Origin of the sequence: Sphingomonas astragali (assembly GCF_051400615.1) — a bacterium.
Classification (GTDB): Bacteria; Pseudomonadota; Alphaproteobacteria; order Sphingomonadales; family Sphingomonadaceae; genus Sphingomonas.
This window is the reverse complement of the sequence record NZ_JBLFFH010000001.1, coordinates 1,218,403-1,230,906: the sequence shown is the minus strand read 5'-3', so window position 1 is coordinate 1,230,906 and position 12,504 is coordinate 1,218,403. Positions and strand designations below refer to the sequence as shown.

Annotated in this window: 12 protein-coding genes; 11 read left to right on the top strand and 1 reads right to left on the bottom strand. The window is 70.1% G+C overall.

The annotated features are described in order from the left end of the window. The first annotated feature begins 100 nt into the window (after positions 1-100). From ACMGER_RS06100 to ACMGER_RS06085, 4 genes are all read left to right on the top strand, one after another. Positions 101-1,612: a S41 family peptidase gene (locus ACMGER_RS06100; protein WP_436811200.1), complete on the top strand. Its 1,512-nt coding sequence runs from the start codon at positions 101-103 to the stop codon at positions 1,610-1,612. Between the two features lie 77 nt (positions 1,613-1,689). Further along, positions 1,690-2,118, top strand: a complete 429-nt coding sequence (locus ACMGER_RS06095) for a hypothetical protein (RefSeq protein WP_436811199.1) — start codon at positions 1,690-1,692, stop codon at positions 2,116-2,118. A 79-nt stretch (positions 2,119-2,197) separates the two neighbouring features. Then, the gene (locus ACMGER_RS06090) at positions 2,198-4,906 is read left to right on the top strand and encodes an ATP-dependent DNA helicase (protein WP_436811198.1); all 2,709 of its coding nucleotides are present in this window, start codon (positions 2,198-2,200) and stop codon (positions 4,904-4,906) included. Further along, positions 4,903-5,445, top strand: a complete 543-nt coding sequence (locus tag ACMGER_RS06085) for a SixA phosphatase family protein (protein WP_436811197.1) — start codon at positions 4,903-4,905, stop codon at positions 5,443-5,445. Before ACMGER_RS06090 ends, ACMGER_RS06085 begins: the two co-directional genes overlap by 4 nt. Here the strand turns inward: ACMGER_RS06085 and ACMGER_RS06080 are convergent. Further along, a complete protein-coding gene (locus ACMGER_RS06080) occupies positions 5,442-6,377 on the bottom strand; it encodes a ribose-phosphate pyrophosphokinase (protein WP_436811196.1) in 936 nt (311 codons plus the stop codon). The two genes, ACMGER_RS06085 and ACMGER_RS06080, sit on opposite strands and share 4 nt — an antisense overlap. Before the next feature lie 75 nt (positions 6,378-6,452). Between ACMGER_RS06080 and ACMGER_RS06075 the strand changes: the two genes are divergently transcribed. The 7 genes from ACMGER_RS06075 to ribB all read left to right on the top strand — a co-directional run bounded on the left by ACMGER_RS06075 (position 6,453) and on the right by ribB (position 12,446). Continuing rightward, positions 6,453-6,983 (top strand): YcxB family protein, encoded by a 531-nt coding sequence (locus tag ACMGER_RS06075; RefSeq protein WP_436811195.1) that lies wholly within the window; start codon positions 6,453-6,455, stop codon positions 6,981-6,983. Further along, positions 6,980-8,311 (top strand): glutamate--tRNA ligase, encoded by a 1,332-nt coding sequence (gene gltX / locus ACMGER_RS06070; RefSeq protein WP_436811194.1) that lies wholly within the window; start codon positions 6,980-6,982, stop codon positions 8,309-8,311. Before ACMGER_RS06075 ends, gltX begins: the two co-directional genes overlap by 4 nt. Before the next feature lie 74 nt (positions 8,312-8,385). Then, positions 8,386-9,051, top strand: coding sequence for an energy transducer TonB (locus ACMGER_RS06065; protein WP_436811193.1), 666 nt, complete (start codon positions 8,386-8,388; stop codon positions 9,049-9,051). Positions 9,052-9,075: 24 nt separating this feature from the next. Beyond that, a complete protein-coding gene (locus ACMGER_RS06060; RefSeq protein WP_436811192.1) occupies positions 9,076-9,459 on the top strand; it encodes a hypothetical protein in 384 nt (127 codons plus the stop codon). 293 nt (positions 9,460-9,752) lie between these two features. Then, a complete protein-coding gene (ribD, locus tag ACMGER_RS06055; RefSeq protein WP_436811689.1) occupies positions 9,753-10,694 on the top strand; it encodes a bifunctional diaminohydroxyphosphoribosylaminopyrimidine deaminase/5-amino-6-(5-phosphoribosylamino)uracil reductase RibD in 942 nt (313 codons plus the stop codon). Beyond that, the gene (locus tag ACMGER_RS06050; RefSeq protein WP_436811191.1) at positions 10,694-11,311 is read left to right on the top strand and encodes a riboflavin synthase; all 618 of its coding nucleotides are present in this window, start codon (positions 10,694-10,696) and stop codon (positions 11,309-11,311) included. Before ribD ends, ACMGER_RS06050 begins: the two co-directional genes overlap by 1 nt. Beyond that, on the top strand, positions 11,304-12,446 hold the full coding sequence (ribB, locus tag ACMGER_RS06045; RefSeq protein ID WP_436811190.1) for a 3,4-dihydroxy-2-butanone-4-phosphate synthase: 1,143 nt from the start codon (positions 11,304-11,306) through the stop codon (positions 12,444-12,446). Before ACMGER_RS06050 ends, ribB begins: the two co-directional genes overlap by 8 nt. Positions 12,447-12,504 lie beyond the last annotated feature (58 nt).

Sequence of the window (12,504 nt, the reverse complement as noted above, 5' to 3'; positions counted from 1 at the left end):
CCGCGCGCGTCTAGCGAAGCGCGGTCGCAATCGCCAGTGTGCCGGGGCGATCGCCACCTCCAGCCTTGCTCCGTCGCGCGTTTCCTGATCATTCAGCACTATGAGAATCCGGATTCTCGCCGCCTTGCTCGTCGCGGGCCTGGCCATGAGCCCTTCTAACGGCCATGCATCAAAGGACACGCCCCTACGAACCGCATCCGCGCCCGGGCCCGGTCTGCCGCCGGAGGCGGTCCGATCCGACCTCGCATTCCTTTACCGCGGGCTGCAAGAGGCGCATTTCGATCTCTACGCCCATCGCTCCAGGCCGGACTACGACGCCTATTACCGGACGCTGATGGCGACGATCCGAAAACCGATGGACGCGACCGCTGCGGCGATCCTGTTCCAGAAGTTCGTCGCCTATGGCCGGATCGGCCATGCCCGCGTGAATGCTCCGATCGGCGCGTTCGTTTCCTATCTGCACGGCGGCGGCACGATGCTGCCTTTGTTCGTACGCGTCGACGGCGATCGCGTGCTGCTGACGGAGACGGCCGACGAAAGCGGCTCGCTGCGCGCCGGAACGGAGGTGATCGCGATTGCCGGCGAGCCGATCCGGCGGCTGCTCGATCGGCTCGCCGGCTATGTCTCCGCCGAGCGACCCTATATGGCCTATGCGCAAATGGAGGAGAGCTTCCCCGCTCTGCTGTGGATGGACCGGGGACCGATTCCCTCGGTGACGGTGACGGCCAGGATCGCGGGCAGGACGGTGAAGGTGCCGGTCAGGGCGCTGACGCTCGATCAGCGCACGGCGCTTGTCGCCCGATTCCCGACCTCGGAGCTGCCGGTGGACTTCGCGACACGGGAATACAAGGCGCTCGACCGCGGCGTCGCCTATCTGCGGCCCGGTCCCTTCTACAACACGGAGGCGGCGAGCGACGGGGCGGCGCCGTCCTACGAAGCGTCGTCGTTCCGCACGTTCATCGACGACAGCTTGCGCAAGGTCGTTGCCAGCGGCGCGACGGATCTTCTCATCGACCTGCGCAACAATCCCGGCGGAGACAATAGCTTCAGCGATCCGATGATCGCGTGGTTCGCCGATCGGCCCTTTCGGTTCGCCTCATCTTTCATGTTGAAGGCCAGCGCGGCGACGAAGGCCGACTATGCGCGCCAGCGTGCTGCCGGAACGGCGGTCGACCCGGATTTCCAGCGGCAGATGGACGCGGAGGAGCGGCAGCCGAACGGCACGCGCTACCGCTACGAGCTTCCGATGGTCGCGCCCCGCCCCGAGCCGCGCTTTCATGGCCGGGTCTGGGTGCTGATCAACCGCCACAGCTATTCCAACGCGGCCTCGGTTGCCGCACTCGTGCAGGATTACAGGTTCGGTAAGGTGATCGGCGAGGAGACCGCCGACGTCGCATCGAACTACGCCTCGGTCCAGCATTTCGCCTTGCCGAAGACCGCGATCACCGTGACCTATCCCAAGAGCCATTTCGTCCGGCCGAGCGGTAGGGACGAGGTGGCAGGCGTGAAGCCGGACTATGCGATCGATCGGCCGTCCATCGCCGCGACCGAGGATGTCGCCCTGAACAGAGCTCTCGAAATCATCGGGTCCGAGGTCGATCGGCCTCATTGACCTGTCGCGCGAGCGACGGGGCTGGAGCCGGTCCGCCCCCCTTCCAATGTTGGATTTCGCTTCGCATAAGCTCGCCGATGCACGAGTCGCCGAACCCCGCTCCGCCCGAGGCCGAGGACGAGCTCCCCGCCTTCACCCCCGTTCCGATGACGCGCAGCCGCCGCGACGGCTGGACGCCGGCGCGCCAGCGCGCCTTCATCGCCGCGCTCGCCGACAGCGGCGTCGTCGCCGGTGCGGCGCGGGCGGTCGGCATGGGGGCGACCTCCGCCTATAATCTCCGACGCCGTCCGGGCGCGGAAAGCTTCGCCGCGGCATGGGACCTGGTGCAGGACGACGCGCGCGAGCGCGCCTTCGCCTATGTGCTGGACCAGGCCCTGCGCGGCGCGGTCTGGCCGCGCCTCTATCGCGGCAGGGTCGTCGGCCTGGTGCATCGCTTCGACACCCGCGCGGCGATGGCAGCGCTCCGCGCCGCCGATGCGCGGGTGCCCGGCGGGCGCGGGCGATAGCGGGCAAAGTGAACGAAAGTGAAGGAATGAACCGCGACTCCCTTCACTTTGCTGCCCGATCCGGCGCTATGTGGGGGCGATGACGCCGTCGCTGCCCTATCCCGCGCTCCACGCCAGCCACGGCGGCGTCTGGATCGCCGATGACGGCGACCTGTGGGGTGGCGCGCGGGAGGTCGGGCGCGGGGAGGCGATCCGCATCGCTGCGGATACGCCGGTGCTCCTGCTCAACGCGCCGCTGGTCGGGCAGCGGCTGGGCCATCCCGAGCTGAGCGGCCTCGACTTGCTCGAGCTGTTCGCTTTCGTCCGGCCGGCAGTGTTCGCCGTGCCGACGCCCAAGGGTCTCGCGCAGGTGCTCCGGATCGAGGCGCCGGCCAGCGACGCCGATGTCGCCCCCTTCCTCCGCCGCGCCGCCGGGGCGCTGTTGGAGATGCTCGGAGCCGACTGGCCCGAGCGCGAGGGTGCCTGGACCGCCGCGCAGAATCTCATGCGCCTGCGCTGGACCTGGGCGCCAGCGGTGACGGCGCGCCTCGCCAAGCCCGACAAGGCCGAGCGCTGGCTGTTCTCCAAGCTCCCCGAATGGAGCGAGACCGCGCCCCGCCCGGCTCCGCGCACGGTGATGATCGGCGACGGCCAGGTCTCGGCACGCCTCAACGCGCTCACCGGCGCCGGCGCCGAACGGCGCGAGGGGCAACATGCCTTCGCCGACGCCGTAGCCAAGGCCTTCGCGCCGCGAACGGTGCGCGATTCTCCCAACCTCGTCCTCGCCGAGGCGGGCACCGGGATCGGCAAGACGCTCGGCTATCTCGCCCCCGCGTCGCTGTGGGCGGAAGCGGCGGGCGGCGCGGTATGGGTATCGACCTTCACCAAGGCGCTGCAGCGCCAGCTGGCGCACGAGACCGCGCGGCTCTATCCCGACCCGGCCGAGCGCAACCCTCGCGTCGTCACCCGCAAGGGGCGCGAGAACTATCTCTGCCTGCTCAACCTGGAGGACGCGCTGCAGGGCGGCTTCGCCGGCCGCGCCGCGATCCTGGCGCAGCTGGTCGCGCGCTGGGCGGCCTATAGCGCCGACGGCGACATGATCGGCGGCGACCTGCCCGGCTGGCTGCCGACCCTGTTCCGCCGCAACGGCTCGACCGCGCTCACCGACCGGCGCGGCGAGTGCATCTACGCCGGCTGCCCGCATTACCGGAAATGCTTCATCGAGCGCGCGACCCGCGCCAGCGCCGAGGCGAGCATCGTCATCGCCAACCATGCGCTGGTGATGGTCAACGCCGCCCGCGGCCGCGAGACCGCGAGCCGGCCGACCCGCTACGTGTTCGATGAGGGTCATCACCTGTTCGACGCCGCCGATTCGATGTTCGCCGCGGCGCTGACCGGCGGCGAGGCGATCGAGCTGCGCCGCTGGATCACCGGCCCCGAAGGCACCGCGCGCGGCAGGCGGCGCGGGCTGGCGGCGCGGCTCAGCGACGTCGCCAGCTATGACGAAGAGGGCGGCCGCGCGATCCAGGACGCGGTCGAGGCCGCTCGCGCGCTGCCTTCCGACGGCTGGCTCGGCCGGCTGGCGGAGGGGGCGCCGTTCGGCCCGATCGAGGCGCTGCTCGCCGCGGTGCGTGGGCTCGTCTACGCCCGCGCCGCCAAGGAGGAGGACGCCGGCTACGGCCTCGAGACCGAGCTCGCCGAACCCGACGCCGCGCTGGTGGAAGCCGCCGGCCCGGCCGGTGCGGCGCTCGACGCGCTGGTGCGCCCGCTGGTCGCGCTCGGGCGGCGGCTTGAGGCTGTGCTGGCGGACGATCCCGACTGGATGGACGGCCCGGCGCGCGCCCGCATCGAGGGGGCGATCGTCTCGCTCGGCTGGCGCACGGAGACAGTCGGTGCCTGGTTGTCGCTGATCGCCCGGATCGGCGGGCCGGCCGATGCCGATTTCGTCGACTGGCTCGCGGTCGACCGCAGCGAGGGGCGCGAATGGGACATCGGCCTTCACCGCCATTGGCTCGATCCCAGCCGGCCGTTCGCCAGGACGGTGCTGGAGCCGGCGCACGGCGCGCTGGTTACCTCGGCGACGCTCAAGGCGGGCGGCGACTGGGACGTCGCCGACGCGCGCAGCGGCGCGGTCCACCTCCCCCAACCGGCGACCCATTTCGAGGTGCCGAGCCCCTTCGACTATGCCGCCCATTCCGAGGTGCTGGTGGTGACCGACGTCAAGCGCGGCGACCTGGCCGCGCTCGCCAACGCCTATGCCCGGCTGATCGTCGCCGCCGAGGGCGGCACGCTCGGGCTGTTCACCGCAATCCGCCGGCTGCGCGGCGTCCATGCCCGCGTCGCCGACCGGCTGGCGCGCGAAGGCCTGCCGCTGCTCGCCCAGCATGTCGACCCGATCGACACCGGTACGCTGGTGGACATCTTCCGCGACGATCCGCGCGCCTCGCTGCTCGGCACCGACGCGCTCCGGGACGGCGTCGACGTGCCCGGCCATTCGCTGCGGCTGGTGGTGATGGAGGGCGTGCCCTGGCCCAAGCCCACCATGCTCCACGCCGCGCGGCGCATGGCTGGAGGCGGCAGCGCCTATGACGACCGAATCGTCCGCGCCCGGCTCGCCCAGGCGTTCGGCCGCCTGATCCGCCGCGCCGACGACCAGGGGCGGTTCGTGCTGCTCTCGTCCGCCGTGCCGTCGCGCCTGCTCACCGCTTTCCCGCCCGGCACGCCGGTGCGGCGCGTCACGCTCGACGAGGCGGTCGAGCGCTGCCGTCTTCCATCCGTCACGGACATTCGCCAGAAGCAGCCCTCGTGAAGACGCTGACCCTGCTCCGCCACGCCAAGTCCAGCTGGGACGATCCCGTCGCCCGCGACTTCGACCGGCCGCTCAACGCCAAGGGCCATCGCGCCGCGGTGGCGATCGGCCACAGCCTGAGATCGCTCGGGCTGGGGTTCGACCATGTCGTCGCCTCGCCCGCGGTGCGCGTAACCGAGACGCTGGAGGGCGTGGAGGAAGGCTATGGCCGCGACCTCACGCTGGCGTGGGACCGGCGGCTCTATCTAGCCTCGCCCTCGACCCTGCTCGACGTGATCCACGAGCTGCCCGACAGCGCGGGCCGGGTGATGCTGGTCGGGCACAATCCGGGTCTCGAGGAGCTGGTGCTGCTGCTCGTCCCGGACGGCGCAGGCGACGCGCTGCGCGGCGAGGTCGAGACCAAGTTCCCGACCGGCAGCGTCGCCGTGCTGACCTTCGAGATCGATCGCTGGGCGGACGCACGTCCGGGCGAGGCAACGCTCACCCGCTTCGTCCGCCCGCGCGATCTCGACCCAAGCCTGGGGCCCGGGAGAGACTAATCGAACAGGCTGGAGACCGAGCTTTCGTCGGCGATGCGCTTGATCGCCTCGGCGATCAGCGGCGCGATGGTGAGGTGGCGCACCTTCTTGGCGGCAGCGATGATCTCGTGGTTGCCGATGGTGTCGGTGATCACCAGCTCCTCGAGCGTCGATCCCTCGACGCGCGCCACCGCGCCGCCCGAGAGCACGCCGTGGGTCACATAGGCGACCACGCCCCCGGCCCCCGCCTCCTTGAGCGCGGCGGCGGCATTGCACAGCGTGCCAGCCGAATCGACGATGTCGTCGATCAGGATGCAGAAGCGCCCCTCGACCTCGCCGATGATGTTCATCACCTCCGACTCGCCGGCGCGCTCGCGGCGCTTGTCGACGATCGCGAGCGGGGCATTGTCGAGCCGCTTGGACAGAGCCCGCGCGCGCACCACGCCGCCGACGTCGGGGGACACCACCATCCAGTTCCGGTCCGGGAAGCGGCTGCGGATGTCCGCCGACATCACCGGCGCGGCGAAGAGGTTGTCGGTCGGGATGTCGAAGAAGCCCTGGATCTGCCCGGCATGGAGATCGACCGACAGCACGCGGTTGGCACCGGCGACGGTGATCAGGTTGGCGACCAGCTTTGCCGAGATCGGCGTGCGCGGGCCGGGCTTGCGGTCCTGCCGCGCATAGCCGAAATAGGGCAGCACCGCCGTGATCCGCCGCGCCGACGCGCGCCTCAGCGCATCGATGCAGATCAGCAGCTCCATGAGGTTGTCGTTGGCGGGATAGGCGGTCGACTGCAGCACGAACACGTCCTCACCGCGGACGTTCTCGTGGATCTCGACGAACACCTCCTCGTCGGCGAAGCGGCGCACGCTGGCCTTGGTCAGCGGAACCTCGCAATAGTCGGCGATCGCCTGCGCGAGCGGCAGGTTCGAATTGCCCGTCAGAAGTTTCATGATGAGGGCCTCCCGCCACCCCGATTGCACTTTCTTGGAACCGCCTTACGGGGTGGAGCAGGGCGAGGGCAAGCGATGGCTGGCAGGATCGAATTCACGCCCGACGCGGACGACTATTATCGGGCGCAGCGCACCTGGGCGGTACGTTATCTGCGATCGGGGCGGCATTGGCGGCGCGTGGGCATCCTGCTCGTGATCGGCGCATGGGTGGTCTGGGGCGTGATGAGCCAGGTCGAGCGGGACCAGCGGGTGGCGGCGATCGTGTCGGTCGCCGCCGTGATCGGCGGGATCGTCGGCGTGCTGATCGCCAACGCGATCGGCCTTCTCCTGCTGCGCCGCCGGTCGGCGCGGCTGTTCGCCCAGCAGCGCACGCTGCATCAGCCGTGGCGCTACGACTGGAACGACGAAGGCGATCATTGGCTGAGCCCGACCACCGAGATGCGCGTGGCCTGGCGCGACTATGTCGCCTGGACCGAATCGCCGACGGGCTTTCTCCTCTATCTGAACGACATGCTCTACCATTTCCTGCCGCGCCGCGCCTTCACCGACCAGCAGGCTGCGGACCTCAGCGCCACGCTGATCGCGCACGGGCCGCCCCGCCGATGACCGTCACCCGCTTCGCGCCGAGCCCGACCGGTCGGCTGCACGTCGGCAACATCCGCACCGCGCTCCACAATTGGCTGTGGGCGAGGAAGCAGGGCGGGCGCTTCCTCCTGCGCATCGACGACACCGACCGCGAACGCTCCGAGGAGCGGTTCGTCGCGGCGATCCGTGCCGATCTCGCCTGGCTCGCCCTCGCCCCCGACGCCGAGGAGCGCCAGTCCGCGCGGTTCGACCGCTACGAGGCGCGCTTCGAGGAGCTGAAGGCGACGGGTCGCGTCTATCCCGCCTATGAGACGCAGCAGGAGCTGGAGCTCAAGCGCAAGATCCTGCTGGGGCGCGGCCTGCCGCCGATCTACGATCGCGCGGCGCTGAAGCTGACCGCCGCCGAGAAGGCGGCGCTGGAAGCGGAGGGACGCGCGCCGCATTGGCGCTTCCGGCTCGGCGGCGAGGCGCTCGCATGGGACGATCTCATCCGCGGCCCCCAGCATTTCGATCCTGCCGCGATGAGCGATCCGGTGGTGCGCCGCGCCGACGGTTCGTGGCTCTACCTGCTGCCCTCGGTGATCGACGACATCGACATGGGCGTGACACATGTCGTGCGCGGCGAGGACCATGTCTCCAACACCGCGCTCCAGATCGACATGGTCCGCGCGCTGGGCGCGAAACCGCCCGCCTTCGCGCACGAGGCGCTGCTCACCGGCAGCGAGGGCAAGCTCTCCAAGCGGCTCGGCTCGCTCGGCGTCGACCATTTCCGCGAGGCCGGCATCGAGCCGGAAGCGGTGGTGGCGCTGCTCGCGCGAATCGGGACGAGCCAGCCGGTCGAGCCGCTGATCGACCGCGCACCGCTGGTCGCCGGCTTCGACTTCGCCCATTTCGGCCGCGCGCCGGCGCGCTTCGACGACGCCGAGCTCGCCGGGCTCAATGCCAAGATCGTCCACCAGCTTCCTTATGATGCGGTGCGCGATCGCCTACCCGCGGGCATGGACGAGGCGGCGTGGGGCGCGATCCGCCCCAACCTCGAGCGCGTCGCCGACGCCGCAACCTGGTGGGCGGTGGTCGAGGGTCCGATCGCGGCGACCGCCGATCCCGAGGACCGCGCCTACCTCGTTGAGGCGGCGGCGATAGCGGCGGAGGTCGACTGGTCCGTCGATCCCTGGCACGCGCTCACCGCCGCGCTCAAGGACCGCACCGGCCGCAAGGGCAAGCCGCTGTTCCTCCCCCTCCGCCGCGCCCTCACCGGCCGTGACCACGGCCCCGACATGGCCGCGCTGCTCCCGCTGATCGGCCGCGAACGGGCGATCGCACGGCTGCGGACGGCAGCGGTAGGCTGAACATTCCACTTTGTGACGGAATTGTAATGTTGTATCATCCCTTCACCGGATCGTCCGACGTGAAGGAGAGGAACATGTACGCAGACCGCGCAAATCGTGGGAAGATGAGCCCGGCGGGGCTGACGATGGCGGTAGGGATCAATGCGGCGCTGATCGGCGCGTTGATCTGGTCCGCGCCCGCCATCCTGGTGGAGCCCGACGGCACGCTCACCGTCTATCCGGTCGATGCCGATCCGCCGCCTCCGCCGCCCGAACCCAGGATCGAGCCGAAGAAAGCGACGGAATCGGCGCGACCGATCGAGACCGCAGTGCCGAAACCGGTGATCGAGCTGCCATCCGAGCCGACGAACAAGCTCGCCGGCACGATCGACCCTCTGCCGCCTCCTCCGACCGATACTGCTTCCGGCACCGGCGGCGTCACCGTCGATCTGCCCAAGCCGTTGCCGCCGGTGATGGTCGATGCCGTGACCGACCCGCGCTATGCCGCCGATCTCCAGCCCGAATACCCCGCCGCGATGCGCCGCGCCGGCAAGGAGGGGCAGGTGGTGGTGAAGGTGCTGATCGGCACCGACGGCCGGGTGAAGGACATCCAGCTCGTCAGCAGCCCCGATCCCAGCTTCTTCGACGCGACCAAGCGCCAGGCATTGGCCCGCTGGCGGTTCAAGCCGGCGACGCGCGACGGCATCCCTTACGAAAGCTGGAAGACGATGCGGCTCGGTTTCCGCCTGACCGACGCCTGATCCTCGGAAATGGTGCCGGGGGTGGTGGCGGGCCTCCCCGGCGCCTATGTTACGGGTGCAATGCGCTATTTCGCCCGCTTCTCGCCGTTCCGCGCGATCCAGGACCTGCGCGTCTTCCTGTCGCAGCGTCAGCCCTATGAGCTGGTGTTCCTGTTCCTGTCGATCGTGGTGACGACGCTGCTGATCGCCGGCTTCATCCACGATTCGTACGAGCCGCGCGTCTACAGGCGCGAGATCGTCTATTTCCAGAGCTGGCCGCTCACCCGCACCGACGCGGAGATCCGCGCTCAGCAGAAGATTGACCTGCCCAAGGAGTTGGCACGCAAGGCCGAGGCCGAACGCAGGGCGAAGGCGCGGCAGGAGCAGTTCAAGAAATACGACGATGCGCTCAGGAAATGGGGGCTGTGAGCGCATCGAGGCCGCTCCCTCCGGCTTTATGCTCCTGCGAAGGCAGGAGCCCTGGAGCCTAGGCCGTTCAGCTTGCGGCCTGGGCTCCTGCCTTCGCAGGAGCACCCGTCGCTTCGAGCCGGCCAACAAATCGCTTTCCTAATAGGATTTGCGCTGCTTGTGTCCGCCCGCGGCTGCCGCGGCATGGCCGCAGGGATAAGTGGAGCAAAGTGAACGAATGAGGCGCGACTCCCTGCACTTTTCCGGTCGCGCGGTACGTCCGAATGCCGACCGGTCCTGACGATCTGCGCTGGATGGGCGCGGCGCTGACCCTGGCCGAGCGCGGCCGCGGGCGGACGGCGCCCAATCCCAACGTCGGCTGCGTGATCGTGAAGGACGGCAGGGTAGCCGGGCGTGGTTGGACCCAGCCCGGCGGCCGCCCCCATGCCGAGGCGATGGCGCTGGCCGAGGCGGGCGAGGCGGCGCGCGCCGCCACCGCCTATGTCACGCTGGAGCCCTGCGCGCATCTCTCGGAGCGTGGACCGGCCTGCTCGACCCTGCTGGTCGAGGCGGGGATCGGGCGCGTCGCCGTGGCGCTCGCCGATCCCGATCCGCGCACGAACGGCGCCGGAATCGCGCGGCTGAACGCAGCGGGCATCGCCGCCGAGGTCGGGACCTGCGCCGCCGAAGCGCGGCGGGCAATGGCGGGATTCCTCACCCGCCGTGAGCTCGGCCGGCCGCATGTCACGCTCAAGCTCGCGACCTCGCTCGACGGTTGCATCGCGCTCGCGAACGGCGCCAGCCGCTGGATCACCGGTCCCGCCGCGCGGGCGCACGCGCATCTCGAACGCGCGCGGCATGAGGCAATCCTGGTCGGCCGCGGGACGCTGGATGCCGATCACCCGCGCCTCGACGTGCGACTCCGGAGCCTGGAGGACCGCAGCCCGCGCCGCCTGCTGCTCACCCGCGGCGCGGCGCCCGAAGGCTGGCAGGCCGTCCCGTCGCCCGAGGCGATCGCGGCGCTGGACGGCGTCGATCATCTGCTCGTCGAAGGGGGCGCCGAGACCGCCGCCGCCTTCCTCCGCGCCGAGCTCGTCGACCGGCTGCTCATCTACCGCGCCCCGATCCTGATCGGCGGCCGGCAGGCGCTGGCCGACCTCGGCCTCGCCAACCTCGAGGCGGCGCACGGCCGCTGGCGGCGTGCGGATCGGCGTCAGCTTGGCACCGACACCCTGGAGGTCTACGAGCGCGACTGATGTTCACGGGAATCGTCACCGATATCGGCACCATCCGCTCCGTCGGGCAGCAGGGCGACCTGCGCGTGATCGTGGAGACGGGCTACGACACCGCCACCATCGACATGGGCGCCTCGATCTCCTGTTCGGGCGTGTGCCTGACGGTGGTCGACAAGGGGCCGGGCTGGTTCGCGGTGGACGTGTCCGGCGAGACGGTGAGCCGCACCGCGCAGCGCCAATGGACCGCCGGCCGGCGCCTCAACCTCGAGCGCGCGCTGCGGCTCGGCGACGAGCTCGGCGGCCATATCGTCACCGGTCACGTCGACGGCATCGGCGAGGTGAGGAGCGTGCACGAGGAAGGCGGCTCGCACCGCGTCGTCATCGCCGCCCCGCGCGAGCTCGCCCCGTTCGTCGCGCCCAAGGGCTCGATCACCGTCGACGGCGTGTCGTTGACCGTCAACGAGGTGGCCGACACCGCCCGGGGTGTCGAGTTCGGGCTCAACATCATCCCGCACACCGCCGAGGTCACCACCTTGGGCGCGATCGAGACCGGCCAGCCGGTGAACCTCGAAATCGACGTCCTCGCTCGCTATCTCCAGCGGATGGAGCAAGCCAGAAAGTCCCTTAGCGATGCCTAAGCCCGAGCTTGCACGCCTGCGCCATGCCTTCCTCTCCTCGCCCGAGGAGATCATCGACGAGGCGCGCAACGGCCGCATGTTCATCCTCGTCGACGACGAGGACCGCGAGAACGAGGGCGACCTCGTCATCCCCGCGCAGATGGCGACGCCGGACGCGATCAACTTCATGGCGAAATACGGCCGCGGCCTGATCTGCCTGGCGCTGACCAAGGCGCGGGTCGACCAGCTCGGGCTCGACCTGATGAGCCGCAACAACGGCACGCGGCACGAGACCGCCTTCACCGTTTCGATCGAGGCGCGCGACGGCGTCACCACCGGCATCTCCGCCGCCGATCGCGCGCGCACCGTCGCCGTCGCGATCGACGCGTCGAAGGGCCGCGAGGAGATCGTGACCCCTGGCCACGTCTTCCCGCTGGTCGCGCGCGAGGGCGGCGTGCTGGTCCGCGCCGGCCATACCGAAGCGGCGGTCGACGTCGCGCGGCTCGCCGGGCTCAATCCCTCGGGCGTGATCTGCGAGATCATGAACGAGGACGGGACGATGGCCCGCCTCGACGACCTCGTCGCCTTCGCCCAGCTCCACAATCTCAGGATCGGCACGATCCGCGACCTCATCGCCTATCGCCGCCGTCACGACCATCTCGTCGAGAAGCGCGCCGAGGTGCGCTTCACCAGCCAGTGGGGCGGCGAGTGGACCGCGATCACCTTCTGGAACAAGGCGACCGGCACCGAGCAGCTCGCGCTGATCAAGGGCAAGGTCGATCCCGCCACGCCGACGCTGGTGCGGATGCACGTGCTCTCGCCCTTCGGCGACATCTTCGGCGAGGGTGGCGAGCGCGGCGGGATGCTCCGGCGTGCGATGGAGATCATCGGCGAGGAAGGCGCCGGCGTCGTGGTGGTGCTCAACCCCACCCGCGCCGACAGCTTCACCATGGCGCTGCAGGCGCGCGCGGGCACGCTCGCCGAGAAGGACATGGAGGAGCTGCGCGACTACGGCGTCGGCGCCACCATCCTCACCGAACTCGGCGTGCACGATATGGTCCTGCTCACCAATACCCATCACACGCTGGTCGGCCTCGACGGTTACGGCCTGTCGATCGTCGGCGAGCGGGCAGTGGATTGCGGCAGGGGGGAATAGCTCTCCCCGTTCGCCCTGAGCTTGTCGAAGGGCCGCCCTTTCTTCTACCGCGAAGGAA